31 protein-coding genes are annotated in these 25,574 nt (G+C 71.0%); 13 read left to right on the top strand and 18 right to left on the bottom strand.

Annotated features, from left to right (window positions below; translation table 11 throughout):
- Positions 1-2: 2 nt before the first annotated feature.
- The 3 genes from ACYVC6_RS10185 to miaA are packed head-to-tail and all read right to left on the bottom strand — an operon-like array spanning position 3 to position 2,434.
- Positions 3-542 (bottom strand): dihydrofolate reductase family protein, encoded by a 540-nt coding sequence (locus ACYVC6_RS10185; protein WP_460713614.1) that lies wholly within the window; start codon positions 540-542, stop codon positions 3-5.
- Positions 539-1,471, bottom strand: coding sequence for a helix-turn-helix domain-containing protein (locus ACYVC6_RS10180; RefSeq protein WP_460713612.1), 933 nt, complete (start codon positions 1,469-1,471; stop codon positions 539-541). The genes ACYVC6_RS10185 and ACYVC6_RS10180 overlap by 4 nt, the downstream gene beginning before the upstream one ends.
- A gap of 48 nt (positions 1,472-1,519) precedes the next feature.
- Positions 1,520-2,434, bottom strand: a complete 915-nt coding sequence (gene miaA / locus ACYVC6_RS10175; RefSeq protein ID WP_460713610.1) for a tRNA (adenosine(37)-N6)-dimethylallyltransferase MiaA — start codon at positions 2,432-2,434, stop codon at positions 1,520-1,522.
- Between the two features lie 102 nt (positions 2,435-2,536).
- On the opposite strand from miaA, the gene ACYVC6_RS10170 reads away from it, so the two are divergent.
- Genes ACYVC6_RS10170 through ACYVC6_RS10155 form a run of 4 tightly spaced genes read left to right on the top strand, consistent with a single transcriptional unit; the run spans position 2,537 to position 3,745 of the window.
- On the top strand, positions 2,537-2,740 hold the full coding sequence (locus ACYVC6_RS10170) for an antitoxin (RefSeq protein WP_460713608.1): 204 nt from the start codon (positions 2,537-2,539) through the stop codon (positions 2,738-2,740).
- 16 nt (positions 2,741-2,756) lie between these two features.
- The gene (locus ACYVC6_RS10165) at positions 2,757-3,227 is read left to right on the top strand and encodes an NUDIX hydrolase (RefSeq protein ID WP_460713606.1); all 471 of its coding nucleotides are present in this window, start codon (positions 2,757-2,759) and stop codon (positions 3,225-3,227) included.
- Entirely contained in the window at positions 3,220-3,483 is a 264-nt protein-coding gene (locus ACYVC6_RS10160) for a hypothetical protein (protein WP_460713604.1), read from the top strand. Before ACYVC6_RS10165 ends, ACYVC6_RS10160 begins: the two co-directional genes overlap by 8 nt.
- Positions 3,484-3,502: 19 nt before the next feature.
- Complete coding sequence (locus tag ACYVC6_RS10155) at positions 3,503-3,745, top strand: hypothetical protein (protein ID WP_460713602.1); 243 nt, start codon at positions 3,503-3,505, stop codon at positions 3,743-3,745.
- 1 nt (position 3,746) lies between these two features.
- Here the strand turns inward: ACYVC6_RS10155 and ACYVC6_RS10150 are convergent, their stop codons facing one another.
- Positions 3,747-4,931 carry an ATP-binding protein gene (locus ACYVC6_RS10150; RefSeq protein ID WP_460713600.1) on the bottom strand — a complete coding sequence of 395 codons (1,185 nt, stop codon included), beginning with the start codon at positions 4,929-4,931 and terminating at the stop codon, positions 3,747-3,749.
- A 333-nt stretch (positions 4,932-5,264) separates the two neighbouring features.
- Between ACYVC6_RS10150 and ACYVC6_RS10145 the strand changes: the two genes are divergently transcribed.
- On the top strand, positions 5,265-5,846 hold the full coding sequence (locus ACYVC6_RS10145) for an RNA polymerase sigma factor (protein ID WP_460713598.1): 582 nt from the start codon (positions 5,265-5,267) through the stop codon (positions 5,844-5,846).
- 57 nt (positions 5,847-5,903) lie between these two features.
- A complete protein-coding gene (locus ACYVC6_RS10140; RefSeq protein ID WP_460713596.1) occupies positions 5,904-6,089 on the top strand; it encodes a hypothetical protein in 186 nt (61 codons plus the stop codon).
- A gap of 13 nt (positions 6,090-6,102) precedes the next feature.
- Here the strand turns inward: ACYVC6_RS10140 and miaB are convergent, their stop codons facing one another.
- Genes miaB through ACYVC6_RS10125 form a run of 3 tightly spaced genes read right to left on the bottom strand, consistent with a single transcriptional unit; the run spans position 6,103 to position 9,253 of the window.
- Positions 6,103-7,593 (bottom strand): tRNA (N6-isopentenyl adenosine(37)-C2)-methylthiotransferase MiaB, encoded by a 1,491-nt coding sequence (gene miaB, locus ACYVC6_RS10135; RefSeq protein WP_460713594.1) that lies wholly within the window; start codon positions 7,591-7,593, stop codon positions 6,103-6,105.
- A 59-nt stretch (positions 7,594-7,652) separates the two neighbouring features.
- On the bottom strand, positions 7,653-8,756 hold the full coding sequence (locus ACYVC6_RS10130; protein WP_460713592.1) for a hypothetical protein: 1,104 nt from the start codon (positions 8,754-8,756) through the stop codon (positions 7,653-7,655).
- The gene (locus tag ACYVC6_RS10125) at positions 8,753-9,253 is read right to left on the bottom strand and encodes a SigE family RNA polymerase sigma factor (protein WP_460713590.1); all 501 of its coding nucleotides are present in this window, start codon (positions 9,251-9,253) and stop codon (positions 8,753-8,755) included. Before ACYVC6_RS10125 ends, ACYVC6_RS10130 begins: the two co-directional genes overlap by 4 nt.
- A gap of 172 nt (positions 9,254-9,425) precedes the next feature.
- On the opposite strand from ACYVC6_RS10125, the gene ACYVC6_RS10120 reads away from it, so the two are divergent.
- The 4 genes from ACYVC6_RS10120 to ACYVC6_RS10105 all read left to right on the top strand — a co-directional run bounded on the left by ACYVC6_RS10120 (position 9,426) and on the right by ACYVC6_RS10105 (position 12,750).
- Positions 9,426-10,202 (top strand): amino acid ABC transporter ATP-binding protein, encoded by a 777-nt coding sequence (locus ACYVC6_RS10120; RefSeq protein WP_460713588.1) that lies wholly within the window; start codon positions 9,426-9,428, stop codon positions 10,200-10,202.
- A gap of 44 nt (positions 10,203-10,246) precedes the next feature.
- Complete coding sequence (locus tag ACYVC6_RS10115; RefSeq protein ID WP_460713586.1) at positions 10,247-11,125, top strand: glutamate ABC transporter substrate-binding protein; 879 nt, start codon at positions 10,247-10,249, stop codon at positions 11,123-11,125.
- Between the two features lie 66 nt (positions 11,126-11,191).
- Positions 11,192-11,842: an amino acid ABC transporter permease gene (locus ACYVC6_RS10110; protein WP_460713584.1), complete on the top strand. Its 651-nt coding sequence runs from the start codon at positions 11,192-11,194 to the stop codon at positions 11,840-11,842.
- Entirely contained in the window at positions 11,839-12,750 is a 912-nt protein-coding gene (locus ACYVC6_RS10105) for an amino acid ABC transporter permease (protein ID WP_460713582.1), read from the top strand. Before ACYVC6_RS10110 ends, ACYVC6_RS10105 begins: the two co-directional genes overlap by 4 nt.
- Here ACYVC6_RS10105 and ACYVC6_RS10100 read toward each other — a convergent pair.
- The 3 genes from ACYVC6_RS10100 to ACYVC6_RS10090 all read right to left on the bottom strand — a co-directional run bounded on the left by ACYVC6_RS10100 (position 12,747) and on the right by ACYVC6_RS10090 (position 14,486).
- Positions 12,747-13,226, bottom strand: coding sequence for a hotdog fold domain-containing protein (locus tag ACYVC6_RS10100; RefSeq protein WP_460713580.1), 480 nt, complete (start codon positions 13,224-13,226; stop codon positions 12,747-12,749). The two genes, ACYVC6_RS10105 and ACYVC6_RS10100, sit on opposite strands and share 4 nt — an antisense overlap.
- A 130-nt stretch (positions 13,227-13,356) precedes the next feature.
- Positions 13,357-13,614, bottom strand: a complete 258-nt coding sequence (locus ACYVC6_RS10095) for a metal-sensitive transcriptional regulator (RefSeq protein WP_460713578.1) — start codon at positions 13,612-13,614, stop codon at positions 13,357-13,359.
- 89 nt (positions 13,615-13,703) lie between these two features.
- On the bottom strand, positions 13,704-14,486 hold the full coding sequence (locus tag ACYVC6_RS10090) for a trans-aconitate 2-methyltransferase (protein ID WP_460713576.1): 783 nt from the start codon (positions 14,484-14,486) through the stop codon (positions 13,704-13,706).
- Between the two features lie 65 nt (positions 14,487-14,551).
- Between ACYVC6_RS10090 and ACYVC6_RS10085 the strand changes: the two genes are divergently transcribed.
- The gene (locus tag ACYVC6_RS10085) at positions 14,552-15,043 is read left to right on the top strand and encodes a MarR family winged helix-turn-helix transcriptional regulator (RefSeq protein ID WP_460713574.1); all 492 of its coding nucleotides are present in this window, start codon (positions 14,552-14,554) and stop codon (positions 15,041-15,043) included.
- Positions 15,044-15,072: 29 nt separating this feature from the next.
- Here the strand turns inward: ACYVC6_RS10085 and ACYVC6_RS10080 are convergent, their stop codons facing one another.
- The 7 genes from ACYVC6_RS10080 to rsmI form a co-directional block, all read right to left on the bottom strand.
- Positions 15,073-16,920 carry an ABC-F family ATP-binding cassette domain-containing protein gene (locus ACYVC6_RS10080; protein WP_460713572.1) on the bottom strand — a complete coding sequence of 616 codons (1,848 nt, stop codon included), beginning with the start codon at positions 16,918-16,920 and terminating at the stop codon, positions 15,073-15,075.
- A 12-nt stretch (positions 16,921-16,932) separates the two neighbouring features.
- The gene (locus ACYVC6_RS10075; protein ID WP_460713570.1) at positions 16,933-17,838 is read right to left on the bottom strand and encodes a 4-(cytidine 5'-diphospho)-2-C-methyl-D-erythritol kinase; all 906 of its coding nucleotides are present in this window, start codon (positions 17,836-17,838) and stop codon (positions 16,933-16,935) included.
- A gap of 7 nt (positions 17,839-17,845) precedes the next feature.
- Positions 17,846-18,694, bottom strand: a complete 849-nt coding sequence (gene rsmA, locus ACYVC6_RS10070) for a 16S rRNA (adenine(1518)-N(6)/adenine(1519)-N(6))-dimethyltransferase RsmA (protein WP_460713568.1) — start codon at positions 18,692-18,694, stop codon at positions 17,846-17,848.
- Between the two features lie 29 nt (positions 18,695-18,723).
- Positions 18,724-19,857 (bottom strand): ubiquitin-like domain-containing protein, encoded by a 1,134-nt coding sequence (locus ACYVC6_RS10065; protein WP_460713566.1) that lies wholly within the window; start codon positions 19,855-19,857, stop codon positions 18,724-18,726.
- Positions 19,858-19,947: 90 nt separating this feature from the next.
- A complete protein-coding gene (locus tag ACYVC6_RS10060; protein WP_460713565.1) occupies positions 19,948-20,790 on the bottom strand; it encodes a TatD family hydrolase in 843 nt (280 codons plus the stop codon).
- An 8-nt stretch (positions 20,791-20,798) separates the two neighbouring features.
- A complete protein-coding gene (locus ACYVC6_RS10055; protein ID WP_460713563.1) occupies positions 20,799-21,629 on the bottom strand; it encodes an alpha/beta fold hydrolase in 831 nt (276 codons plus the stop codon).
- Positions 21,626-22,471 (bottom strand): 16S rRNA (cytidine(1402)-2'-O)-methyltransferase, encoded by an 846-nt coding sequence (gene rsmI / locus ACYVC6_RS10050; protein ID WP_460713561.1) that lies wholly within the window; start codon positions 22,469-22,471, stop codon positions 21,626-21,628. Before rsmI ends, ACYVC6_RS10055 begins: the two co-directional genes overlap by 4 nt.
- A 211-nt stretch (positions 22,472-22,682) precedes the next feature.
- On the opposite strand from rsmI, the gene ACYVC6_RS10045 reads away from it, so the two are divergent.
- The gene (locus tag ACYVC6_RS10045) at positions 22,683-22,877 is read left to right on the top strand and encodes a GIY-YIG nuclease family protein (RefSeq protein ID WP_460713559.1); all 195 of its coding nucleotides are present in this window, start codon (positions 22,683-22,685) and stop codon (positions 22,875-22,877) included.
- A 102-nt stretch (positions 22,878-22,979) separates the two neighbouring features.
- Positions 22,980-24,635 carry a dolichyl-phosphate-mannose--protein mannosyltransferase gene (locus ACYVC6_RS10040; RefSeq protein WP_460713557.1) on the top strand — a complete coding sequence of 552 codons (1,656 nt, stop codon included), beginning with the start codon at positions 22,980-22,982 and terminating at the stop codon, positions 24,633-24,635.
- 6 nt (positions 24,636-24,641) lie between these two features.
- Here the strand turns inward: ACYVC6_RS10040 and ACYVC6_RS10035 are convergent, their stop codons facing one another.
- Positions 24,642-25,484: an alpha/beta fold hydrolase gene (locus ACYVC6_RS10035; protein ID WP_460713555.1), complete on the bottom strand. Its 843-nt coding sequence runs from the start codon at positions 25,482-25,484 to the stop codon at positions 24,642-24,644.
- Positions 25,485-25,574: the final 90 nt, after the last annotated feature.

Below are 25,574 nucleotides of genomic sequence, written 5' to 3'. Positions count from 1 at the left end.
GATCAGGTCCCCCAGGTGCCGGGTCCGACGACCGAGAAGCGCGCGGTGATGAACGCCTTGTTGGGCTGGGTCTCCTCCAGCCGCAGCTCCAGCCGCCGCGGCAGCAACGGCCGGCCGGAGCCGAGCGTCACCGGCGCGACATAGGTGATGACCTCGTCGAGCAGCCCAGCGTCGGCGAACTGGCCCGCGAGCCCCCCACCTCCCACGACCCAGACGTCCTTGCCGCCGGTCGCGGCCGCCATCTGCTCGTGGACCGGGCGCACGTCGTCGCGGACGAAGGTGACACCCGGGTTGGGCGGCAGCTCGCGGTGGGTGAAGACCCACATCGGCACGGTGTAGGTCCAGCTCCCCTTCTCGTGCTCGAGGATCCACTCGTACGTCGTCGACCCCATGCAGCCGGCACCGACGCCGGCGAAGAACTCGTCGTAGTTGAGCGGGCCCGTCGGCTCCTGGTCCTGGACGAACAGCCAGGCCAGCGAGTCCTGGTCGTCGGCGATGAAGCCGTCGAGCGTGGTGGCGGTGTAGTAGACGGTCCTGGTCACGCGCCCACCCCGGGTTCCTCGCCCATCCGCACCCGCAACCAGTTGATCGGGTCGCCGGTGTCGATCTCGTGGCCCAGCCCGCGGACCAGCTGGTGGGCCAGCTGGCGGCGGTGGGCGGAGTAGGTCAGCACGTGCGCGACCACGCTGCTGATCACGAAGCTCTCGGGCGGGTCACACAGTGCGTCGATCAGCCGGTCGTCCCACGCCCCACGGCGGTCGAAGTCACGGACCGCGGCGAGCCAGCGCGGGGCGGCGTCCTCGTGCCGCTCGACCAGCGTGGCGGGGTCGTTGCCCCGCTCCGGCGGGAAGTCCGTGCCCTCGATGGCGGCCAGCCAGACCTCCTTGGTGAACACGACCTTGGTGAGCACGTCGGCCAGCGACTCCTCCGGACCGTCCCAGCTGAGGGTGGTGTTGCCGGGCAGCTGCGCGCGGCGGTAGTCCTCGTCGGGGAGGCCCTTGGCGACGTCGAGCAGCGCGCGGGTGTCGTCGAGGTCGTGGGCGACCAGCTGTTCGGTGAGGGCGCTCATCGTCTGCTCCTTGGCGTGCACCCACAGCGACGTGGGTGGGTGGAAGTGGATCCCGTTGGGCGCGGGCAGCCAGTGGCCGCCGGTCTCGGGCAGCTGGCTGGGCAGGTGGCCGTAGGCCCGCTGGAAGGCCCGGCTGAAGCCCTCGACCGACTCGTAGCCGGCGGCGAACGCGGTGTCGGTCACCGACGTCCCCCGGCGCAGCTGGTAGGCCGCGCGTTCCAGCATCACCCGGCGGCGCATCGCCACCGGCGGCTCGTAGGCGGCCCTGCTCAGCTGGCGGCTGAAGTGGAACGGCGAGGAGTGGGCGCCACCGGCCATCTGCCCCAACGTGGCGTTGTCCTCGTCGAGCACCGCGTCGAGCAGCTCGCGCAACCGGTCCCGGCCGGCGTACGACTCACTCATGCGCCCAGTCTGACCCCGGCAGCGGTCGCCGGGCCCGACCGATCTTGCTCAGGTCGCCCGGACCGCGGCCAACGCCCGGTCGGTACGGCCGGGGTCGTCCCACCTCACCCACACCACGCGCGGGTCCTTGCGGAACCACGAATCCTGGCGCCTGGCGAACCGTCGGGTCGCCGCCTTGGTGGCCTCCCGCGCCTCGTCCTCGGTCGCCTCCCCGCGGAGGTATGCCGCCACCTCCCGGTAGCCGATCGCGCGGGGCGCCGTCCGGCCCTCCGCGAGCCCCGCGTCCAGTAGGCGCCGCACCTCCTCGACGAGACCGGTGTCGAACATCGCGTCGACGCGCGCCTCGATCCGCCGGTCCAGCTCACCGCGGTCGATGTCGACCCCGATCTGGACCGAGCGTGCGTCGACGTACGCCGGCTGCGGGAGCGATGCCGTGAAGGACCGGCCGGTCAGCTCACCCACCTCGAGCGCGCGCACGATGCGCCGGCCGTTGTCGGGCAGGATGCCCGCCGCTGCCTCCGGGTCACGACCGGCGAGGACAGCGTGGAGAGCCGGGGCTCCCACGCGGAGCAGCTCGGCCTCCCAGCGGCCCCTGACCTCCTGGTCGGTGCCCGGGAAGTCGAACTGGTCCAGCACCGCCCGGGTGTAGAGCGCCGAGCCGCCCACCAGCACCGGGGTGACCCCGCGGTGGCGCAGGTCGGCGATCACCTCCCGGGCCTGCTGCTGGAAGACCGCGACGCTCGCGGGCTCGGTGACCGCGAGCACGTCCAGCAGATGGTGCCGGATCCCGCGCCGCTCGGTGACCGGGAGCTTCGCGGTCCCGACGTCCATGCCGCGGTAGAGCTGCATCGCGTCGGTGTTGACGACCTCGCCGCCGAGCCGCTCGGCCAGGTCGAGGGACAGTTCGGTCTTGCCGGACGCCGTGGCGCCGACGACCGCGACGATCGGGGGTCGAGCGTTCACCTGGAGGCCGTGGTCACGGGGCCGCTTTGACGGGGGCTGCCACGTGGCTAGTGTCGCAACCACGCGGCTCCTCCCGGGACCGCCCTTCCGTAGGAGCTCCGCATGGGTTTTCTGGATGACGCCAAGGAGAAGATCTCCGACCTGATCGACGGCCACAGCGACAAGGTCGAGGACGGGATCGACAAGGCCGGTGACGTGGTCGACGACAAGACCGGTGGCAAGTACGAGGACAAGGTCGACGTCGCCCAGGACAAGGCCGCCGACGCTCTCGACTCGCTCGACGGCAAGGACGACGACCTCGCCTGACCACCACGGCCGCTTCGTGGTCGTGCCAGCGGCCTACGTCTTCCTCCTGCGCGACCGCGACGCCGGTCCCGAGGTGCTCCTGCAGCTGCGGCAGAACACCGGCTACATGGACGACCACTGGGCCGCGGCCGCGGCCGGGCACGTCGAGAAGGGCGAGACGGCCTACGCCGCCGCGCACCGCGAGGCCCGCGAGGAGATCGGCGTCGAGGACCTCGACCTCACTTTCGTGACGTCCATGCAGCGGACCAGGAGCGCCGAGCCGATCGACGAGCGGATCGACTTCTTCTTCACCGCTCGCCGCTGGACCGGCGAACCACGCATCGTCGAGCCGGCCAAGTGCGCCGGCCTGAGGTGGTGCCGGCTCGACGACCTCCCCGACCCGGTGGTGCCGCACGAGCTCCAGGTGTTGCAGGCTGTGAAGAACGGCGGCGCGCCGCCGTACATGACCTTCGGGTTCGACTCGGGAACGGGAGACCAGCATGGGTGACGAGACGCTGCCGACACAGGACGCCGACGCGCTGGGCGAGATGCCCGACGCGGAGACCGAGCCGCGCGAGCCCAACCCGGGCGGGGCGGACGCGCTCCCGCAGGAGGACGACGTGACCGCGGCGGACCTCGACCCGGACAAGAACCCCGCCGTCGAGCCCGCAGCACCCGCGGTCCTCAAGGAGGGCGAGGACACCGACACCGAGGCCACGAAGGACGGCGAGGACGTGGCGCCGGAGGACGAGTCGCCCGCCTGAGTCTGGGTACCGCCCCGACATGAGCGACTACGACCACTCCCACGGGCTCCCGCCCACCGGCATGGGCGTCAGCAGCGAACGGGTCGGGCCCACCGGGCCGGGCCAGGTCGGCACGCACGGCGTACGCGACACGAGGCCGGTCAGGAGGACCGAAGACGACAAGTCGCCGGAGCAGCGGCCCGGTGAGGTCGAGCACAACCCCGAGGGCCTCGAGCCGAAGGCCGCCTACCCCAGCCGCGACCCGCGGGCTGCCGAGCACTGACTCAGGAGTCGGGCAGCTCGAACCAGAACTCGCTGCCCGGTCCGTCGGCGTCATCGACGCCGGTGGTCCCGCCGTGCGCCCGGACGATCTGGGCGACCGTCGTCAGGCCGATGCCGTGTCCTGGCTTGTCGGTGAGGCGGGTGAACAGCCCGAACACGGTCTCCCGCTGGTCCGCGGGGACGCCGATGCCGTTGTCCACGACGCTGATCCGCCAACCGCCGTCGACGCGGCTGCTGCGCATCGTCACCACCGGCGCGACACCGGGACGTGCGAACTTCACTGCGTTGCTCACCAGGTTGAGGAGCGCCGAGTACATGAGGTCCGGGTCGGCGCGCACCGTCGGGAGCGCGCCGATGTGCACGGCGGCGTCAGCCTCCTCGACCATGGGCCCGAGATCGGCGCACACCCTCGCGGCGACGACCGCCAGATCCACCTCCGAACGCTCCGCCTCCGCGGTGAGCTCGTGGAGCCGCATCAGACCGTCGACGAGGCCTGACATCCGGTCCACCGACCCGCGGGCACGGCTGATAAGCCGGTCGGCGAGGGCGGCGTCACCGTCGAGGTTCTCCTCCAGCATCTCCAGGTTCGCCTCGAGCGCGGCGAGGGGCAGCCGCAGGTCGTGGCTGACCCGCGCGGCCATCTCGAGGTCACGGCCCAGCGGGATCGCCTCGGCCTCGTCGAGCCGGTCCAGCCGCAGCTGGAGGATCTTGCCGACGACGTCGGCCAGGGTCAGCAACGCCTGCTCGGGCACCGGGGCGAGCTCCCGGGGACGGGTGTCGAACAGACAGAGGCGGCCCACCGTGGTGCCGTCCGGTGCGTTGACCGGTGCGGACGCATAGAACCGCAGCGTCATCCGGACCCCGTTGGCGAACGGGTTGTCCCGGGTGCGCTCGTCCTGGTGGGTGTCCGGGATGACGAACACGCCCGGCGTGGTCATCGAGTGCTGGCACAGCGAGAGCTCGACGGGGTTGGACAACGGATCCGTGCCCGCGAGGACCAGGTAGTGGAAGGCCCCCTGGTCGAGGACGCCGATCGCGGCGATCTCGACCTCGCACACGCTCCTGAGCAGGTCGACGATCCCCTGCAGGTCGGTCTCACCCGTCTGCGAGAGGGCGCGCCGGAACCGCTTGGTCGTGCGCGGGCTCGCCTGCCTGACGGCAGCAGCGGCCGCAACCGCAGCTTTCACGGCGTACCTCTCCCCCGACCCCCTAGGTCTCCAAGAAGTCTGAGCACCCGGCCGCAGAGCGTCAAGGAGCAACTGGGGTCGGGGCGTGGCCGCGGTCGGGGCGCGGACTAGACCGGAACCGGCCATCGCTGAGCGTCGTCCTGTTACCCGCGCGGTTCCGTTCCCCACAGGTCAGTGACGAACGCGTGTTTCGCACGTCGTGGGCGTTGCTCTCGGCGGAGGCTTGCACCACTCGCTGCTGACCCCTCAATAGTCAGCGAGGACACGCCCAGTTCGGGAGAGATCGTGCTTGTTGTGTCCTTGGGGTCCGTCGCGCCTGGGTCCGGCTCCGCCATGCCGGCTCCGGTGGAGGACGAACGTCGTCGGCAGCCGTCCGACGACGCCGTTGGGCTGGCCTCGATCGTCGATCGTGCCCGCCTCGGAGACGCGGAGGCGTTCGGCCTGCTCTACGACCGCTACCACGCCTCCGTCTACCGGGCCATCTACGGGCGGACGCGGTCGACGCCGCTGACCGAGGACCTGACCGCCGACACGTTCTTCCGTGCCTTGCGAGCGATCAAGAGCTACCAGCTGGAACCCGCGCTGTTCCTGGCCTGGCTGCTGCGGATCGCCCGCAACCTGGTCGTCGACCACCACAGGGCGAGTCGCAACCGCCTCGAGCAGGCGGAGGACATGAGCCGCCGTGAGGACGTCTCGGACAACGCGGAAGCGGAGCTGATCGCGCTGCTCAACCGCGAGCGGGTGCGGTCGGCGCTGGCCGAGCTGCCGACCGGCCAACGACGAGTAGTCGAGCTGCGGTTCCTCGGGGAGCTCACCACCAGCGAGGTCGCGGACCTGCTGGACACGACGGAGGGAGCCGTCAAGCAGCTGCAGTACCGAGGGCTGCGCAACCTTGCGCGAACCATGCGCGACTGACGTAGGGCACCGGACGCACCCGTGTCCGGTGGGGGGAACACCAGGGAGGGAACCGAGATGCTGGCAACAGCTCAGATCGAGAAGACCGACAGGAGCACGACCACGATGCCGGCCCAGCCGACCCAGGTCGTCGACGTCAAGGACTGGCTCGACCGCGCCCAGGAGCCGGTGCGCCCGTTCACTCCGAGCATCTGCGAGTACGTACCGCGGCACCGGGCCGAGGCCCCACAAGAGCTGACCTAACGGGGAGGTCGGGTCAGGCCGGACCGGGGACTCCGCAGACCTGCAATGGGGGCAGGTCTGCGGACGCCTCGGTCGGCACTCCGACGCTCGGCATGCCGAGCGTCACGCCTGGGGGGCTGGGAGGCGCGGCGTGCCGCGCCTCCCAGGCGTCTCCCGACCGGGTGCGCCGCACGTCGACGGGCTCACCGTCCGCCACCAGGTGGTGGGGCGCGGCGTACGTGACCGTCGTGGTGACCACGTCGCCGGGTCGTACGTCGTCGCGCATCGTCGCGAAGTGCACGAGGCGGTTGTCGCGGGCTCGCCCGGAGAGCCGCTGGGTGGCCGCGTCCTTGCGGCCCTCGCCCTCGGCGACCATCAGCTCGACGGTTGTGCCGACCAGTGCCTTGTTCTCCGACCACGCGACGTCGTCGGCGACCTCGACCAGCCGCTGGTAGCGGTCCTTCACGACGTCGGGGCCGATCTGGCCGGGCAGCGTGGCGGCAGGAGTGCCGGGCCGCTTGGAGTATTGGAACGTGAACGCGCCGGCGAACCTCGCCTCGCGCACCACGTCGAGGGTGGCCTGGAAGTCGTCCTCGGTCTCGCCCGGGAAGCCGACGATGATGTCGGTCGTGATGGCCGCGTGCGGGATCGCCTCGCGGACCCGCTCGATGATCCCGAGGTACTTGCTCTGCCGGTAGGAGCGGCGCATGTCCCGGAGCACCTTGTCGGAGCCGGACTGCAGCGGCATGTGCAGGCTCGGCATCACGTTGGGCGTCTGCGCCATCGCCTCGATGACGTCGTCGGTGAACTCGGCCGGGTGCGGGCTGGTGAACCTCACCCGCTCCAGGCCGTCGATGTCGCCACACGCGCGCAGCAGCTTGGAGAAAGCCTGGCGGTCGCCGAACTCGACGCCGTAGGCGTTGACGTTCTGGCCCAGCAAGGTGATCTCGCTGACGCCCTCGGCGACCAGGGCCTCGACCTCGGCCAGGATCTCGCCCGGCCGGCGGTCCTTCTCCTTGCCGCGCAGCGCCGGGACGATGCAAAACGTGCAGGTGTTGTTGCACCCGACGCTCACCGACACCCAGGCGGCGTACGCCGACTCGCGACGGGTCGGCAGCGTGCTGGGGAAGACGTCGAGCGACTCGAGGATCTCGACCTGCGCCTCGTCGTTGGCCCGGGCCCGGTCGAGCAGCGCCGGCAGGCTGCCGATGTTGTGCGTCCCGAAGACGACGTCGACCCACGGCGCCTTCTCGGTGATCGTCGCGCGGTCCTTCTGCGCCAGGCAGCCACCGACCGCGATCTGCATGCCGGGGTGCTTGGCCTTGACCGGCGCGAGGTGCCCGAGGTTGCCGTAGAGCTTGTTGTCGGCGTTCTCACGCACCGCGCAGGTGTTGAAGACGACCACATCGGCCTGCTGGTCCTTGGCCGCACGAAGGTAGCCCGCGTCCTCCAGCAGCCCGCTGAGCCGCTCGGAGTCGTGGACGTTCATCTGGCACCCGTAGGTGCGGACCTCGTAGGTGCGCATGTCAGTCGTCAAGGGTACGGCGGCTGGTTGGCCGGACCGGAATCACGCTGCGTCAGCGCCTACCCGCAGGCCTCGTGCCCGTAGTAGAAGTAGCCGCCGCCCGCGGTCAGCTTCACCGTCACGCGAGCCTCGGCGGTCCCGTCCGCTCTGAGGATCCACGCGTGCTTCTTGTCCTCGTCCATGACGTACTCGGGGCCGAAGGACCGTCCGAACGCGCCCTCCAGCCAAGCCTCGACCGCGGCTTCCGGCGTCGTCGCCCCGGGGGCGGACTCGTCGAAGAACGGAGCATCGGCTGCGGCGCGCATCTCCGTCGGGCACGTCAAGGCTTGCGGTACTGACGAACTCGACCCGCCGGCCGCCCGGAGGAGGGTCACGGTGGACGAGACCCGCACGACGAAGCCGGCAGCCGGTTCCGTACCCGCGATCGACGTGTTCACATCGGGACCGTTGAGGTGGACCTCCAGCCCCGCCGCCTCGACCACGCGTTCGGCCTCACGGCGCGTGAGCCCCGGTGGGAGGTAGGGCACCGTCGTGAAACCCTCGGGCAGCAGACGGATGGACTCGACGATGGCGGCCCGCATCGGGCTGTAGCTGCCGCCCAACATGAAGCCAACGCCCTGGCTGGGTATTTGCACGGCGTACGGCATCGGCCCTACGCAGCTGGCGGTGGGCGGGCAGGCGAGCGGACCCTCGATGACGTCGACCCCGTTGTAGGTGCTGTCGTGCGGACCGTCGATCTCGGTGTTGTACAGATCCGCCAGCGTGAAGAAGCTCAGGGTCGCCGTGGAGTCCTCGCCCCGTTGGCAGGCTGTTGCCGGTCCGATGACGTCGGGTGCGCACTCGTGCTCCTTGCCCCACGACTCGGGGACGGCGACGACGACTCGTCCCATCCCGGCGAAGCGCATGCCGTCGGGCGCAACCGGCACGTCAGCGGCCTGCTCCGGGGGCGGCTTCGGCTGCTCATCGTCCCCTGCCACCACCTGCTGGACCGCGGTTCCGCCCCCGAGGACCAGCGCCACCGCGGCCACGGAAGCCATGACGGTCCAGCGTCGCTTGCGGCGTTCGGCAGTCTGGCCGGCGATGACGAGGTCAGAGACCGGCGGCCGACTCTGGGTCACTGCACCCAGCGCGTCGAAGTAGCGCGTGGCTTCGTCGTGGTTCATGTGCTTCCTCCGTCACGCAGGTCCGTCAGGTCCGAGTCGACCGACAGCGCCGCGAGTGCGCGGGAGAGGCGGCTCTTGACCGTGCCGGCCGCGACCCCGAGCGCGGCGGCGATCTCGGGCTCCGTGAGTCGGACGAAGTAGCGCAGGGCGATCACCTCGCGCTGCCCCTGGCTGAGCCGCCGTACGGCGCGGTTGATGGCGTCCCCGCTGTCCAGGGCCGCGGTGTCGTCCGGCCCGGCCGTCTCAGGAAGGCTGGCGACCGGTGTCTCCCGCCGCCGCCGGAAGGTGTCCCGGTGGGCGTTGACCAGCATCTTCGAGACGTAGGCGTCGCGGTGGTCGGCCCTGGTGACCTTCGACCACGCGACGTAGACCTTGATCATCGTCGTCTGGGCCAGGTCCTCGGCCTCGGGGAGCGTGCAGCCCAGCGCCAGGGCAGCGCGGACCAGCGTCAGCCAGCGTGCACTGACGAACTCGGCGTACTCCTCGTCCTTGCCCACCCGCCTCCTCTGCCGTCGTGTCTAGACGCAAGGTAGGGGTCGAAGGTTCCGTGGATCTTCGTGGCGGATCTGTGCACTGACGGACTGGCGAACCGGTCTTGCCGAGGTAACGATCGGACACCGCCTCGCACCGGGCGTCGCCAGCCCGGACGAACCGGGTTAGGTTGAACCGATGACTGGGCATCCGGGCGGGGAAGACAATCCCACTTCCGGGGACGCGCTTGTCGTGCTCAAGGGCGTCAACAAGTGGTTCGGCGAGCTGCACGTGCTCAAGGACATCAACCTCTCCGTCCGCCGCGGCGAGGTCGTCGTGGTCATCGGTCCGTCCGGCTCGGGCAAGTCCACGCTGTGCCGGGCGATCAACCGCCTCGAGCCCATCGACGAGGGCACGATCACCCTCGACGGGCAGCCGCTGCCTGAAGAAGGCAAGGAGCTCGCCGCCCTGCGCGCCGAGGTGGGCATGGTCTTCCAGAGCTTCAACCTCTTCGCCCACAAGACGATCCTCGAGAACGTCACCCTGGGTCCGATCAAGGTTCGCGGCAAGAAACCCGCTGAGGCCAAGGCGAGAGCCAACGAGCTCCTCGACCGGGTTGGTGTCGCGCACCAGTCGGCGAAGCATCCCGCTCAGCTCTCCGGGGGTCAGCAGCAGCGAGTGGCGATCGCCCGGGCGCTGGCGATGGACCCCAAGGTGATGCTGTTCGACGAGCCCACCTCGGCGCTGGACCCCGAGATGATCTCCGAGGTCCTCGAGGTGATGGTCGACCTGGCCAAGCGCGGCATGACGATGGTCGTGGTGACCCACGAAATGGGGTTCGCCCGCACGGCTGCGGACCGCGTGGTCTTCATGTCCGAGGGGGCGATCGTGGAGGAGAACACCCCCGAGGAGTTCTTCACCAACCCGCAGACCGACCGGGCCAAGGACTTCCTCGGCAAGATCCTCAAGCACTGACGCTCCACCCAACCAGCCCGTCTCGGGCGCATGAAGGAGAGAACATGCGATTGCAGAAGATCACCGCGGTCCTTGCGGCAGCCGTCCTGAGCCTGGCTCTGGCGGCCTGCGGCGACGACGATGACGCGGAGCCCGAAGTCGTCGAGGACGCCGAGTTCCCGGCCGGTACGACGATGGCCGAACTCTCGAGCGCGGGGACGATGAAGGTGGGGACCAAGTTCGACCAGCCCGGATTCGGCCTGCTCGGCCTCGACGACGTGCCCGAGGGATTCGACGTCGAGGTTGCCAAGATCATCGCCGGCGCCATGGGGATCGCGCCCGAGGACATCGAGTGGGTGGAGTCGACCTCGGACATCCGCGAGCAGGTGATCGAGGACGGCGACGTCGACATGGTCGTCGCGACGTACACGATCAACGAGGAGCGGGCGCAGCGGATCACCTTCGCCGGGCCGTACTACGTGGCCGGCCAGCAGCTCATGGTCGCCGCGGACAACGACACGATCTCCGGACCCGAGGACCTCGCCGACAACCCGGACTCGAAGGTCTGCTCGGTGACCGGGTCGACGCCGTCGGAGCAGATCAAGGAGTACCTCGCCAGTCCCGACCAGCTGGTGCTGTTCGACATCTACGACAAGTGCGCCGACGCTCTCAGCAACGGCCAGGTCGACGTGGTCACGACCGACAACGTGATCCTGCTCGGCTTCGTCGCCCAGAGTGACGGCGAGTTCAAGCTCGTCGGCGAGCAGTTCACCGAGGAGCCCTACGGCATCGGCATCTCGAAGGGCGACGTCGACTTCTGCGAGTTCATCAACGAGACGCTCCAGGAGAACGAGGAAGAGTACGTCGCTGCTTGGGAGGCCACCGCGGGACAGAACGAGGGCACCGAGACGCCCGAGCTGCCCGAACCCGCACCCTGCGTCTGACGCACTGAGCTCGAGAGGTGGGGGCGCCGCCCGGCGCCCCCACCGCACAGCCGAGAGGAGGCGCCGGTGGAGGCGGTCACCGAGAACCTGGACCTCTACTGGTCCGGGTTCCTGCGCTCCCTCGGCATCATCGGCTGGAGCATGGTGGGATCCCTGGTGCTCGGGACCGTCATCGCTGCCTTCCGGGTCTCCCCGATCGCCTCGCTGCGCGCGTTCGGCGCGGGCTGGGTAACGATCTTCCGCAACTGCCCGCTCACCATCGTGCTGTTCTTCATGGCTTTCGGGCTGCCCGAGGTGGAGGTCAACTACTCCTTCTACACCTTCGGCGTCGTGGGCCTGGTCCTCTACACCTCGGCGTTCGTCTGCGAGGCGATCCGGTCGGGGATCAACTCCGTCGACGCCGGGCAGGCCGAGGCGGCTCGCTCCGTCGGGCTGAGGTTCGGCCAGACGATGACCCAGGTCGTGCTCCCGCAGGCATTGCGCTCCGCCGTTCCTCCGCTCGGGAGCGTCCAGATCGCCATGTTCAAGAACTCCGCGGTCGTCGGCGCGTTCGGGGTCGGCCGGGACCTCTGGAGCGTCGGGAAAGACCTCACCAGCGCTCAGGGCTACCCCTACATCCCGGTGCTCACTGGGGTAGCCATCGGCTACCTCGTGATCACGCTGACGGGCGGCGCCATCCTCGCCGTCATCGAGCGGAAAGTGGCGATCACCCGATGAGCCACGAGACCGTTCTCTACGACGCGCCGGGACCACGCGCCCGGCGCCGCGAGCTCGTCGGCACCGTAGTCGTGCTCCTCGGCTTCGCCCTGCTCGCGTTCGTCGTATTCCGGCGCCTCGCGGACCGCGGCCAGTTCGACAGCGAGCTGTGGGGCCCATGGATCAACCCCTCGTCCGATGAGTTCGGCGACGTCTGGTCGCTGGTGGGCAAGGGTGCGGTGGCGACGCTGGTGGCGGCCGCGCTCGCGATCCTGCTGTCGCTCGTCCTGGGTGTGCTGCTCGGGGTCGGCCGGATGATGCTCGGCCGGTGGGGCCGGGTCCCGATCATCGGGTTCATCGAGCTGTTCCGGGGGCTGCCGGTCGTGGTCACGATCGTCTTCGTCTGGCGTGCCATCGTCGAGCTAGGTGTGGACATCAGTGTGCTGCCCGGAGAGCGGGCGCTGTGGTACCTGGTGATCGGCCTCACGCTCTACAACTCGGTGATCATCGCGGAGATCCTGCGCGCCGGGGTGGCCGCGCTGCCTCGGGGACAGGGTGAAGCGGCCCGGGCCATCGGGCTCACCGAGGGGCAGGTGATGCGCTCCGTCCTGCTCCCCCAGGCCTTCCGGATCATGCTGCCCGCGCTCATCAGCCAGCTGGTCGTCATCCTCAAGGACACGTCGCTGGCCGCCGTGATCGGGCTCGGCTACCTCGAGCTCCTGCGCCGCGGCAACCAGATCTCCCAGGTGCTCGACAACCCCATCCAGAGCCTGTTCATCATCGCGATCATGTTCATCGCCATCAACTACGCACTCAGCCGGCTCGCGGTCTACGTCGAGCGCCGACTGGGGAGCTCGAGCGGCCGCCCCGCCGACGGAGCAGATGGGGGCGGCGCGGCACTGATGGCGCCCGCGGGCGCCACCACCTAGTCGCCGGATCGTGGCGGGCGCGGGGTCACCCAGAGGCGGATCACGCCCTCGATGACCACTGTCCCGTCGTCAGTCGTCCCCCAGACCTTCACCGGGAGGTCCGGGTCGTCGGAGGTCCACTGCTCCGGCTGGGTCTGGGCGTGGCACGTGATGTCACTGGTCGCCTTGGCGGTGTAGGCGACCTCCATGCCCTTGGGGATCCACCGCTTGTCACTGGGGATCGTGACCTCGGCCAGCGCGCCCATCGCCGCCTCGAGCCCGTTGCACAGTGCGATCGCGTGGACCGTGCCGAGGTGGTTGTGCACCCGGCGGCGTTTGGGGATCACGAGCTCGGCGTGGTTGGGCTCGAGCACGGTGAAGCGCGGCCGGATGGTGGCGAAGTAGGGCGCCTTCTGGCCGAAGGCGAAGGAGAACGCCCACGGGCCGACGACCGGGATCCTGCTGGTCTTGTGCCAGAGGTCGAGGACCTGACTCATGCGAACATATTACTCACGGGTAACCATGGCGGCGTCGTCGAGACTCACCGATTGGCTGTCTCGGGAACCCGACCACAGCCAATTGGTGAGTCTCGACGCCCACCGGCGGGCGTCGGCCAGGCCAGAACGGTCAGGCGAGCGACAGGTAGAGCGCCTCGAGCCGCGCGAGCTCGTCGTCGTCGACCCGGTCCTGCGCGATCGCCTGGCGAAGCTCCATGGCGATGATCGCGAAGCCGGCCCGGTCCAACGCCCGGGTCACCGCCTTGAGCTGGTTGATGACCTCCTGGACGTCGCGGCCCTCCTCGATCATCCGGAGGATGCCGGCCAGCTGCCCCTGGGCCCGCTTGACCCGGTTGACGACCAGGGTCCGATCCGGCGCATCTGCCATCGCTTGGCTCCCTCGGTGGTCCGTGCAGGTATACGCCGAGTGAACGTCCCGATACGTCGTTCGGTTACGGACCCTGAGGCTACTGCCGTCTAGGGCACCTGCGCGACCACGAAGACCCGGCGGAACGGCAGGAGCACGGTGCCGTCGGCACGAGTCGGGTACGCCGCCGCCAGCCGCGCCTTGAACTCCGCCTCGAACCCGGGCCGCAGCTCGGCCGGCAGCGCCTGCAGCGTCGGCCGGGCGCCGGTGCCGGAGACCCAGGTGAAGACCGGGTCCGGCCCGCTCAGGACGTGCAGGTAGGTCGTCTCCCAGGCGTCGACCGTGCAGCCGATCCCCGCGAGGGCGTCGTAGTAGTCGGCCGGCCGGTGCGAGTCGGGCACCGCGACACCGGCGGTGTGGGCGGCGTACGCCGGCTCGGCGGCGAGGTCGCGCCGGATGGTATGGCTGGGCTCGTCGAAGTTGCCCGGCACCTGGAACGCCAACCAGCCGCCGGGAGCCACCGTCGCCACGAGGGCGGGCAGCAGGTCGAGATGGCCGGGCACCCACTGCAGGGTCGCGTTGGAGACCAGGACGTCGACCTGCTCGTCCGGACGCCAGCCGCGCAGGTCGGCCACCTCGAACTCGAGCCCGGGCACGTCCCGACGCGCCGCCTCGATCATCTCCGGGCTCGAGTCGAGACCGGTCACGGTGGCGCCGGGCCACCGGGCGGCGAGCAGGGCGGTGAGGTTGCCGGGCCCGCAGCCGAGGTCGACCACCCGATGGGGCGAGACGGCGGCGACCCTCGACACCAGCTCCACGAAGGGGCGGCCCCGCTCGTCGGCGTAGGTCATGTAGCGATCGGGATCCCAGGTATGCGTCTTCGAGTGCGTCACCGGTCCATCGTGCGACCAAAGTATCTTGATGTCAAGATTCTTGACAAGGCGGTATCGTGGCGGCCATGCGCGACGAGGTCGACGAGCTCTCCGAGGCGTGGTCGCGCGAGCGGACGGACCTGGACCTCGCGCCGGTCGCGATCTTCAGCCGGATCTCGCGGCTCGCCCGGCGCCTCGACAAGGTCCGCAGCGAGGCCTTCAGCCAGTACGACATCGAGTCGTGGGAGTTCGACGTGCTGGCCGCGCTGCGCCGGGCCGGGCCGCCCTACGAGCTCTCCCCGGGACGACTGCTGCGCGAGACGCTGGTGACGAGCGGGACGATGACCAACCGGGTGGACCGGCTGGCCGCGCGCGGGCTCGTCGAGCGTCATCCGGACCCCGAGGACCGGCGCGGGGTGCTGGTCCGGCTCACCACCGAGGGCAAGGCCGCGGTCGACGGCGCGTTCACCACCCTGCTCGACGCCGAGCGTGAGCTGCTCGCCGACCTGCCGCCGTCCGCCCAGAAGGACCTCGCCGGGCTGCTGCGGCGGCTGCTGGCGCCGTTCGGCGACCGCTGAGTCTCACTCCAGCAGCTCGATCCAGCAGCTCACTCCAGCAGCTCGGCCGCCTCCAGCCACTCCAGCTCGGCGGCCTCCTTCTCGGCCAGGACACCGTCCAGCTCGGCGCCCAGGCCCGCCAGCCGCTCGTAGTCCGAGGCGGCCTCGGCCAGCGCCGCGTGCAGCTCGGCCTCCCGCGCGGCGAGCCGCTCGAGCTGCCTGTCCAGGCGAGCCATGGTCTTGCGGGCCGCCCGCTCCTCGGCACTGCCGGGCTTGGCCTTCACCGCCCTCGACGGCGCCGAGTCGGCGTTACTGACGTTCAGTAGCGCCGACTCGCGCTCGCTGGCGGGCCGTCCGGCCCCCGAGTCGGCGTTACTGACGTTCAGTAACGCCGACTCGGCGAGGTGGAGGTCGGCAGCACGCCGCTCCAGGTACTCGTCGACACCCCTCGGCAGCATCGAGATCTGGCCGTTGCCGAGCAGCGCCCAGACCGAGTCGACGACCCGCTCCAGGAAGTAGCGGTCGTGGGAGACCACGACCAGCGTGCCGGGCCAGCCGTCGAGGTAGTCCTCGAGGACGTTGAGGGTTTCGATGTCCAGGTCGTTGGTCGGCTCGTCGAGCAGCAGCACGTTGGGCTCGGTGAGCAGCAGCCGGAGCAGCTGGAAGCGCCGCCGCTCGCCGCCCGAGAGGTCGCCCAGCCGGGCGGTCAGCCGGTCGCCGGTGAAGCCGAACCGCTCGAGCATCGCGCTCGCCGTGATCTCGCCGTCGGCCGTCTTCGTCACCCGGCGCATCGACTCGACGGTCGCGAGCACCCGCGCCTCGGGATCGAGGTCGTCGAGGTGCTGGGTCAGGTGCTGGAGCGCCACGGTGCGGCCGTGCTTGACCCGGCCGACGGTCGGCGCCAGCTCGCCCGACAGCAGGCCGAGCACCGACGACTTGCCCGCCCCGTTGACCCCCACGATGCCGACGCGATCGCCCGGGCCCAGCCGCCACGTGGCGTGGGAGAGCAGCGTCCGCTCCCCGCGGCGCAGGTCGACGTCCTCGACGTCGAGCACGTCCTTGCCCAGGCGTTGGCTCGCGAACCGCTGCAGCTCCAACCGGTCCCGGGGCGGCGGTACGTCGTCGATGAGCGCGTTGGCGGCGTCGATCCGGAACTTCGGCTTGGAGGTCCGCGCCGGCGGTCCGCGTCGGAGCCAGGCGAGCTCCTTGCGGACCAGCTGTTGGCGGCGCCCCTCCGACGCGGCCGCCTGGCGCGACCGCTCGGCCTTGGCCAGCACGAACGCGGCGTACCCGCCCTCATAGCTGTCGACGACGCCGTCGTGGACCTCCCAGGTGCGCTCGCAGACGGCGTCGAGGAACCAGCGGTCGTGGGTGACCACCACGAGCGCGGAGGGCAGGGTCGCCATGTGCTGGGCCAGCCAGGCGACGGCCTCGACGTCGAGGTGGTTGGTCGGCTCGTCGAGGACGACCAGGTCGTGGGAGCCGAGCAGGAGCGCCGCCAGCGAGCAGCGCCGGCGCTCGCCGCCGGAGAGTCCGGCCACCGCCCGGTCGAGGGTGACCCCGGCGAGCAGCACCTCCACGACCTCACGCGTGCGCTGGTCGGCCGCCCACTCGTGGTCGGCGAGCCCGCCGAGCACCGCCTCCCGCACGGTATGCGTGTCGTCGAGCTCGTCGCCCTGCCGGAGGTAGCCGACCAACAGGCCCCGCTGCTGCGACACCCGCCCGGAGTCCGGTGTCTCGTCGCCGGTGAGGAGGCGCAGCAGCGTGGTCTTGCCGTCGCCGTTGCGGCCGACCACCCCGATCCGCTCGCCCACCGCGACGCCCAGCGAGACGTCGGTGAGCAGCGGGCGGACGCCGTAGGCCTTGGAGACCCGCTCGAGGTTGACGATGTTGGTCATGGGTGGGCCACGTCAGTCGTAGGTGACGACGTGTGCGCCGGCGACCGGTCCGTGGGTGACCAGGACGACCTCGTGACCGTCCTGCGTGAACGCACCGGCGACCTCGCGGGCGGCGTCGGCGGACTCCGTCAGGAAGACGCAGGTCGGCCCTGAGCCGGAGACGAGGCCGCGCAGCGCACCGGCGCGCGTGCCGCGGTCGATGACGTCGGACAGGCTCGGCCGGAGGTCGAACGCCGCCTCCTGGAGGTCGTTGTAGAGGGAGGCCGCCAGCAGGTGGAGGTCGCCGGTGTCGATGGCCTCCAGCAGGTCGTCCGCGTCCGGCGGTACCGGGTCGGCGTCCGGGTTGAGCTCGTCGAAGTGCCGGTAGACCTCCGGGGTCGACATGCCGTCGGTGTCGATCACCGCGACCCACCACCAGGTCCCGTCGTCGCGGACCGGCTCGACGAGCTCGCCCCGGCCGGTGCCGAGCGCGGTGCCGCCGATCAGTGCGAACGGCACGTCGCTGCCCAGCTCGGCCGCGATCCGCAGCAGGTCCTCGTCGCTGGTGTCGACCCCCCACAGCCGGTCGAGCGCGACCAGCGCGGCCGCGGCGTCGGCGGAGCCCCCGGCCATCCCCCCGGCGATGGGGATCGCCTTCGCGATGCTGACCTCGGCGATCGCCTCGATGCCGTGGTGCTCGGCCAGCAGCCGGGCCGCCCGGTCGACGATGTTGTCGCCGGCGACCGGGACCAGGTCGGGGTCGACCCAGTCCGGCACGGTCACCCCGAGGCTCCAGCCGGCCGAGCGCGACACCGTGACGTCGTCGCAGATCCCGACAGCCTGGTAGACGGTCAGCAGCGGGTGGAACCCGTCGGCGCGCGGCGCCCCGACGCCGAGGTGGAGGTTGATCTTCGCGGGGGCTCTCACCGTGTAGGTCATCGGCGCCTCACCCCAGTGCCTCGGCGATCCGGGCGAACGCCGCCACGTCGAGCACCTCGCCGCGCGCGGTCGGGTCGACGCCGGCGGCGGCCAGCGCGGCCTCGACGGTGGCGGTGTCGCCGGCCATCGGGCGCAGGGCGGCGCGCAGGGTCTTGCGCCGCTGGGCGAAGGCGGCGTCGACGACGGCGAACACCTGCTCCCGGCTCGCGGTCGTCCGGGGTGGGTCGCGGCGGGTCCAGCCGACCAGCCCCGAGTCGACGTTGGGCACCGGCCAGAACACGCTGCGCGACACCGTCCCGACCCGGCGTACGTCGGCGTACCACGCGGCCTTGACCGACGGCACGCCGTAGGTGCGCGAGCCGGGCGGCGCGGCCAGCCGGTCGGCGACCTCGGCCTGCACCATCACCAGGCCCTTCTGGAGGTCGGGGAGCAGCGCGAGCAGGTGCAGCAGGACCGGGACGGACACGTTGTAGGGCAGGTTGGCGACCACGGCCGTCGGCGCCGGGTCGACCGCGGTCAGCCGCAGCGCGTCCCCCTCGACCACGGTGAGGCGCTCGGCCAGGTCGGGCGCGTGCTCGCCGACGGTGCGAGCCAGCCGCTGGGCGAGCCGGGCGTCGACCTCGACGGCCACCACATGCTCGGCCACCTCGAGCAGCGCCAGCGTCAGGGACCCCAGCCCGGGACCGACCTCGAGGACCACGTCGTCGGGGCCGACGCCGGCGTCCCGGACGATCCGGCGCACGGTGTTGCCGTCGATGACGAAGTTCTGTCCGCGCTGCTTGCTCGGCCGCAGGTCGAGCTCGTCGGCCAGCCGCCTGATCTCAGCCGCGCCGAGGAGAGCCACCGGTGCGGACATGACCTCCAGCCTAGGGTCGGGTCCCAGCGTCAGCGCGGCAGACCGAGCGCAGCGGAACAGTGCGGCCAGGCGCCGTAGCCACCGGACGCGTCGCGGAGCTTGGTGGCGATGGCGATCTGGGTCTCGCGGCTGTGCTGGCTCGGCAGGCCGGTGCCGCCGTAGGCGCGCCAGGTGCTCAGGCTGAACTGCAGGCCGCCGTAGTAGCCGTTGCCGGTGTTGGCGGCCCAGTTGCCGCCGGACTCGCACTCGGCGAGCCGGTCCCAGACCCCGCTGCCGCCATAGCTGGCGACCGAGGCGGTGCCGACCCGGACCAGGGCGGAGACGGGCTTGGTGAGCACCTTCTGCTTCAGCACGGTCCTGCGGAGGAGCTTGCCGTTCTTGAACACGACCTTGTAGGTCACGTTGCGGGTGCCGGTCTGGCCCTCGCGCTCGGTGACGCTCAGGCCCTCATACATCGAGTCGTCCGGCTCCTCGACGGTCTCGAAGGGCACCGGCTCGGCCTTGACCGTGCGCTTGGCGATCCGGAAGTCGGTGAAGACGATGCGGTCACCGTCCGTCAGCCGCGTGTCCAGCGCCGGCTTGGTGCGGTCGATCTTGCCGACCTCGACACCCAGCTCGGCCAGGGCGTCCTCGACGGTCAGCGCGGTGACGGTGCGGGTGACCGGCTTGGCGCCGGCCAGGCGCAGGACGAGGTTCTTGGGGGTGACGACCTCGAGGGCGAGACCGTCGCGGCCGATGGCGGCACTGCGGCTGGTGGAGAGCTCGGCGCGGCCGTACGGCGTGCCGAGCTCGCTCAGCGCGCCGGCGACGTCGGTGGAGGTGACCCAGTGCGTCGAGGTCTCGCCGTCGACGGTCAGCTCGACCGGGCGGCCGAACCGGACGACGATCCGGCTGCCCTCGGTGACCGGCTCGTCCAGCTCGGGGGCGACCAGGTCGTGCTCGGTGACCTCGATCCCCTCGGCGGCCAGCACCTCGGCGACGGTGTCACCGGTCGAGGACACCTCGCGGGTCTCGCCGTCGAGGGTCAGCTGGTAGGACGACGTCAGCGCGGCGTAGCCGGCGACGGTGCCGCCGACGGCCAGTGCGACGACCGTCGCGAGCGCGACGAGCAGCCGCGGGCGGGTGCTCGAGACATTGAGGAAGTGCAGGAATCTCGGACGCATCGATCAACCAGAAGACCAGCGACCCGGTCCAGATTGCAAAATGGCAACGATCGGCCCCACGGGGAGTGTGAGCAGCCTCTCAGTGGCCGATCAGTCGCCCCAGGGGCCCCCGAAGGCGGTGCTGGTGTTGGTGTCGACCGCCTCGCAGAGGGACTCGAGGTCCTCACCACGCTCCTGCGCCATGGCTCTCATCGTGAGCGGCACCAGGTAGGACGCGTTGGTCCGGCCCCGGTGGGGTGCGGGCGTCAGGAAGGGTGCGTCGGTCTCCACCAGCACCCGGTCGAGGGGGGTCATCCGCAGCGCCCCACGCAGCGGCTCGGCGTTCTTGAAGGTGACGGTCCCGGCGAAGCTGAGGTAGGCCCCCCGGTCGAGGCAGGCCCTCGCGAACAGCGCGTCGCCGGAGAAGCAGTGCATCACCCACCGCTGCGGCGCGCCCTCCTCGTCCAGCACCCGCAGGACCTCGGCGTGGGAGTCGCGGTCGTGGATCACCAGGGTCTTGTCGAGCCGCTTGGCCAGGTCGATGTGCCGCCGGAACGACTCGACCTGGGCCGCCCGGCCGTCCTCGCCGGTCCGGAAGTGGTCGAGGCCGGTCTCACCCACGGCCCGCACCTTGTCGTGGGTGCGCGCCAGGTCCTCGATCTGGGCCATCGCCGCGTCCAGGTCGGCGACCCGGGGCGCCTCGTTGGGGTGCAGGGCCACGCCGGCCACGACGGCGTCGTACGCCGCGGCCGCCTCGACCGCCCACGGCGCCCGCTCCAGGTCGCAGCCGATCTGCACGATCCGGGTCACCCCGGCCTCCGCGGCGGCCGCGAGCGCCTCGTCCACCGCAAAGGCATCCCCGTCCCGGGCGATGTCGAGGTGGCAGTGGTTGTCTGCGACCGGCCGCGGCAGCGGCTCCGGGGCGGGTGGGAGGTCGAGACCCTGTCGACTCATCTGTCGACTCATACGCTGTCGATCCGCTCGAGGATGTGCTGGGCCAGGAGCTCCGGCGCCTCAGTCGGGATCCAGTGGCTGACGCCGGACAGGGTGACGGCCTCGTAGGGCGCCTCCACGAACTGCGGGGTGAGCCGGCCACCGGCCTCGGTGACCGCCACGTCGCCGTCGCTCCAGACGAACGTCGTGGGCACCCGGACGACCGGGTCTTTCAGGGCTCCGAACGCGAACGGCATCGCCCGGTAGTACATGAGGCCACCGTGGAACGCGCCGTCGTCGACCACCTCCTCGTGGAAGCGGCGGACGTCGTCGGCGGTCATGCCGCCCTTGCGCATCGGCACGTCGAACCGCCCCTTCTCGGCCATCCGCTCGGCGACGCCGGGCAGCTGGAAGGCGCCCATGTACCAGGACCTCAGGCCCTGCCGGGAGGTCAGCATCGCCTTGGCGAAGGCCTTGGGATGGGGCACGGACACGGCGGTCCAGGTGCGCACCAGGTCCGGTCGCTGCGCGGCGACCAGCCAGCCGACGGCCGAGCCCCAGTCGTGGCCCACCAGGTGCACCGGCCGGCCGATGGTCTCGATCAGCGCGACGACGTCGCCGACGAGCCGCTGCATGGCGTAGTCGCGCCTGCGGGTCGGCCGGGCACCCGTGGAGTAGCCGCGCTGGTCGGGGGCGTAGGTCCGCAGCCCGCGGGCGTGCAGCAGCGGCGTCACCCCACGCCACGACGACGCCCGCTGGGGCCAGCCGTGCAGCAGGACCACCGGGTCACCCTCGAGCGGGCCCTGGTCGGTCACGTCGAAGGTGAGCCCGTCGTGGCGGTAGCGGAGCAGCCGGGTCACCCCTGGTCCGCCTTCGCGTGGACGAGGTTGTAGACCTCGCGCCGAGGCACGCCGGCCAGCTTCGCGACCTCCACGATCGCCTCCTTGCGGGTCATGCCGTCGGCCTCCCGTTGGGCCACGGCTGCCCGCAGTGTTCCGGGGTCGTCCCCGACCGCCGCCACCGGGTCGGCGCCCGCCACGACCAGGGTCACCTCGCCGCGTACGCCGTCGCCGGCCCACGCCACCAGGTCGGCCAGCGGCCCCCGGCGTACCTCCTCGTGGGTCTTGGTCAGCTCCCGGCAGACCGCGGCGGCCCGGTCCGGCCCGAAGGCCTCCGCCATCGCGGCCAGCGTGGCCTCGGTGCGGTGCGGCGCCTCGAAGAACACCATCGTCCGGTCCTCGGCCGCCAGTCCGGCCAGCCGCCGGCCGCGCTCCCCGGCCTTCCGCGGCAGGAAGCCCTCGAAGCAGAAGCGGTCGACCGGCAGCCCGCTCACGGCCAGCGCGGTCAGCACCGCCGACGGCCCGGGCACCGCGGTGACGACGACGCCGGCCGCCAACGCGGCGAGCACCAGCCGGTAGCCGGGGTCGGAGACGCTCGGCATCCCCGCGTCGGTCACCAGCACGACCCGCTGGCCCGCGGTGAGCGCCTCGACGAGCAGCGGCGTGCGGGCGGTCTCGTTGCCGTCGAAGTAGGAGACGACCCGTCCGCGCAGCGTGATGCCGAGGTCGTCGGTGAGCCGCTTGAGCCGCCGGGTGTCCTCGGCAGCCACCACGTCCGCCCCCGCGAGCTCCTCGGCCAGCCTCGGCGGTGCGTCCCCCACCCGCCCGATCGGCGTCGCCGCGAGAACGAGGACGCCGGTCATGCCGCTCAGGCTAGGTGGTCACCCGAGGTGGTCGGGGAGCCGAGGTGGTCGGGCAGCCGAGGTGGCCGAGCGACCCGAGGTGGTCGAGCAGCGATGCGACGAAGGAGCGAGCGTCGTCGAGACCACCGACAGGAAGGCACCCGCTCGACCCCACCCGCTATCCACAGGCTCGGTCCCGCTCGGTGCAGCAGGTAGCGGGCATACCGGGTGCATGCCCCACACCTACATCCTCGAGTGCGCAGACGGCTCGTTCTACGTCGGCAGCACTGTCAACCTCGAGAAACGGCTCTTCATGCACAACCTCGGTGTCGGCTCGGCGTTCACCCGTCCTGCGCGTCGCCGCCCCGTGAAGCTCGCCTGGGCCGGTCCGCCGAAGCCACCCGCCTCGACGAATTGCGGTTCTTGAGTCCCAGCCCCGGCCCACCAGGTCTCGACGACGCTCGCTGGCGCTCGCTGCTCGACCAACCAGAGACCGGCTGCTCGACCACCGACAACTACAGTCGCCCGCGTGGAGCGGCCGACGGCGTGGGAGCGGGCCCGGCGCGCCGACAGCGAGGACCCGGTGGTCAGCTGGGCCGCGAGCCTCGGCATCGCGGGTCTGGCGCTGTTCCTGCGGCTGTGGGACCTGGGCTCGCCGAAGAAGTTCGAGTTCGACGAGACCTACTACGCCAAGGACGCGTGGTCGCTCGCCAACCACGGCTACGTCCGGCAGTACGTCGACGAGGCGAACGAGAAGATCCTGGACGGGACCACGACCGGGATCTGGAAGGACGACCCGTCCCTGATCGTCCACCCCGAGGCGGGCAAGTGGCTGATCGCGCTCGGCGAGAAGGCGTTCGGCATGGACCCGTTCGGCTGGCGCATCGCTGCCGTCGTCGCGGGCACGCTGATGGTGCTGGTGATGTGCCGGCTCGCTCGGCGGCTCACCGGCTCGACGCTGCTCGGCTGCACGGCCGGGCTGCTCCTGAGCCTCGACGGGCTCCATTTCGTCCTGTCCCGGCTCGCGCTGCTCGACATCTTCCTGGCGCTGTTCATGCTCCTCGGCGTGACCTGCATGGTCGCCGACCGGGACTGGCACCGCGCCCGGCTCGCCCGGCTGCAGCCCGACCCGGTGGTCGACACGGCCTCGTGGGGCCCGGTCCGCGGTCTGCTGGTGCGCCCGTGGCTCCTGGCGAGCGGGGTGTTCTGGGGGCTGGCCGTGGGGACGAAGTGGACGGCGCTGTTCCCGATGGCGGCGTTCGGGATCATGGTCTGGATCTGGAGCGCCGGCGCCCGGCGCTCGTTCGGGGTCCGCTTCCCGCTCGTGCGCTCGGCGGTCGCCGACGGGCTGCCGGCGTTCGTGTCCGTCGTCGTCCTCGGCGGCCTGGTCTACACGGCCACGTGGACGGGCTGGCTGCTGCACGCCTCGGACTACGAGGACGCCTTCTCCTCGACGCAGTACACCCGCTTCAGCGGTGCGGGCTCGTGCGAGGACAAGAAGTTCGTGGACCCCGACCCCACCGACGACCGCTGGCCGACCGCCCGGCAGCCGGACGCGAGCGGACTCGGCGAGGTTGTCCAGTCACTGCGCTCCCTGGCCAACTACCACCAGGACGTCTACACGTTCCACGCCCACTTCCTATCCTGCAGCGACCACTCCTACGCCTCCAAGCCCTCCGGCTGGCTGCTGATCAACAAGCCGGTGAGCGTGGCGGTCGAGACGAACATCCAGCCCGGCGAGCAGGGCTGTGATGCCGCCGCCGGCAGCGACTGCCTGCGCCAGGTCGTCCTGATCGGCACGCCGGCGATCTGGTGGGGCGGCGTCGTCGCGGTGCTGTTCGCGGTGGCGATGTGGGTCGCCGCCCGGGACTGGCGGTTCGGCGTGGTGGTCGTCGGCGTGGCCTCGACCTGGCTGCCGTGGCTACGCTACGACGACCGGCCGATCTTCTTCTTCTACGCCATCGCGACGCTACCGTTCCTGGTCCTGGCGCTGACCCTGGCGATGGGCAAGCTCATCGGACCCAGCCGCGCCCCCACAGCCCGGCGCACCCTCGGCGTCGTGGTCTCCGGGTCGTTCCTGGTCGTGACGATGCTCAACTTCGCGTGGTTCTGGCCGGTCCTGACCTACGACCTGCTGACCCACGCTGAGTGGCTCGACCGGATCTGGTTCTCACGGTGGATCTAGTGCTCGCTAGACGCCGCAGGTAGAGGCGAAGTCGATGAGGTCGCCGACGTTGAAGTGCAGCGGGTCGTCGTGGGTGCCGGTGACCGGGAGGATGCTGACCTGGGCGCCGCGCGCCTCGAGGCCTTCGGCGAGCAGGCCGGCGTTCTCGTCGTAGCGCACCCACTGGTCGTTGACGGAGGCCACGATCCGGTAGCGGGTCTTGGTGGAGAACTTGTCGATGTTGAGGGCCGGGTTGCGGTCGGCGGGGATGGGCTGGCCGTCGAAGGCCTCCTTGATGATCCGCCTGGCGCCGGGCACGGCGTCCATCCTGGTCGGGTCGACGGCCGGCTTGACGCCGTACCAGCAGGCCGGGGCCTCCACCCCGTGCGTCATCGCGTTCAGCGAGACGGTGGCGCCCATCGACCCGGACACGAACAGCCGCACCGGCTCCCCGGTCTGCTCGGTCGCCCACTCGGCGAGCAGCAGCGTGTCCTCGGTGGACACCTCGTTGCCCCACGACGCGGTGTGGAAGTCGGACGAGGCGACGATCCAGCCACTACGCACGAGCCCCTGGAGCCAGGGCTCGTCCATCCGGTTGTCCACGCCACCGGTCTGTCCGTGGAAGAAGATCGCCACACCCTTGGGGTCGGCCGTGGGTGGGATCGAGAGCCTGACGTCCTGGGCCTTGAGCGTGTCGCGGATGACCTCACCGGTCGGCGCCTCGGCGGTGGCCGAGGCGGTGCCCAGCACCATCGCCACGGCGAAGACGATGGACAGCGGGCGGAAGCGCAGCAGATGACGGCCCACCCTGTGGGTGCGCACCCGGCGCCACATCTCCATCACGCTCGTCCCTCCCGGTGTTGCGGTCACACTCCTCCGCCCGGATCAACGCAGGTGCCTTCTCCGGGTCACGGGTGACCGGCGCGACAGTTCTTGGCTGTCGCAGAGGGTCCAGACCAG

The sequence above is a fragment of the Nocardioides dilutus genome (assembly GCF_054779555.1).
This window is presented reverse-complemented; position numbering and strand designations above follow the sequence as displayed.

Excerpts from the sequence above, each read along its gene's own strand:
- ACYVC6_RS10180 (WP_460713612.1), bottom strand. The coding sequence starts at position 1,471 with ATGAGTGAGTCGTACGCCGGCCGGGACCGGTTGCGCGAGCTGCTCGAC.
- ACYVC6_RS10170 (WP_460713608.1), top strand. The coding sequence starts at position 2,537 with ATGGGTTTTCTGGATGACGCCAAGGAGAAGATCTCCGACCTGATCGAC.
- ACYVC6_RS10160 (WP_460713604.1), top strand. The coding sequence starts at position 3,220 with ATGGGTGACGAGACGCTGCCGACACAGGACGCCGACGCGCTGGGCGAG.
- ACYVC6_RS10155 (WP_460713602.1), top strand. The coding sequence starts at position 3,503 with ATGAGCGACTACGACCACTCCCACGGGCTCCCGCCCACCGGCATGGGC.
- ACYVC6_RS10145 (WP_460713598.1), top strand. The coding sequence starts at position 5,265 with ATGCCGGCTCCGGTGGAGGACGAACGTCGTCGGCAGCCGTCCGACGAC.
- ACYVC6_RS10140 (WP_460713596.1), top strand. The coding sequence starts at position 5,904 with ATGCTGGCAACAGCTCAGATCGAGAAGACCGACAGGAGCACGACCACG.
- miaB (WP_460713594.1), bottom strand. The coding sequence starts at position 7,593 with ATGCGCACCTACGAGGTCCGCACCTACGGGTGCCAGATGAACGTCCAC.
- ACYVC6_RS10130 (WP_460713592.1), bottom strand. The coding sequence starts at position 8,756 with ATGAACCACGACGAAGCCACGCGCTACTTCGACGCGCTGGGTGCAGTG.
- ACYVC6_RS10120 (WP_460713588.1), top strand. The coding sequence starts at position 9,426 with ATGACTGGGCATCCGGGCGGGGAAGACAATCCCACTTCCGGGGACGCG.
- ACYVC6_RS10115 (WP_460713586.1), top strand. The coding sequence starts at position 10,247 with ATGCGATTGCAGAAGATCACCGCGGTCCTTGCGGCAGCCGTCCTGAGC.
- ACYVC6_RS10105 (WP_460713582.1), top strand. The coding sequence starts at position 11,839 with ATGAGCCACGAGACCGTTCTCTACGACGCGCCGGGACCACGCGCCCGG.
- ACYVC6_RS10100 (WP_460713580.1), bottom strand. The coding sequence starts at position 13,226 with ATGAGTCAGGTCCTCGACCTCTGGCACAAGACCAGCAGGATCCCGGTC.
- ACYVC6_RS10095 (WP_460713578.1), bottom strand. The coding sequence starts at position 13,614 with ATGGCAGATGCGCCGGATCGGACCCTGGTCGTCAACCGGGTCAAGCGG.
- ACYVC6_RS10085 (WP_460713574.1), top strand. The coding sequence starts at position 14,552 with ATGCGCGACGAGGTCGACGAGCTCTCCGAGGCGTGGTCGCGCGAGCGG.
- ACYVC6_RS10080 (WP_460713572.1), bottom strand. The coding sequence starts at position 16,920 with ATGACCAACATCGTCAACCTCGAGCGGGTCTCCAAGGCCTACGGCGTC.
- ACYVC6_RS10075 (WP_460713570.1), bottom strand. The coding sequence starts at position 17,838 with ATGACCTACACGGTGAGAGCCCCCGCGAAGATCAACCTCCACCTCGGC.
- rsmA (WP_460713568.1), bottom strand. The coding sequence starts at position 18,694 with ATGTCCGCACCGGTGGCTCTCCTCGGCGCGGCTGAGATCAGGCGGCTG.
- ACYVC6_RS10065 (WP_460713566.1), bottom strand. The coding sequence starts at position 19,857 with ATGCGTCCGAGATTCCTGCACTTCCTCAATGTCTCGAGCACCCGCCCG.
- ACYVC6_RS10060 (WP_460713565.1), bottom strand. The coding sequence starts at position 20,790 with ATGAGTCGACAGGGTCTCGACCTCCCACCCGCCCCGGAGCCGCTGCCG.
- rsmI (WP_460713561.1), bottom strand. The coding sequence starts at position 22,471 with ATGACCGGCGTCCTCGTTCTCGCGGCGACGCCGATCGGGCGGGTGGGG.
- ACYVC6_RS10045 (WP_460713559.1), top strand. The coding sequence starts at position 22,683 with ATGCCCCACACCTACATCCTCGAGTGCGCAGACGGCTCGTTCTACGTC.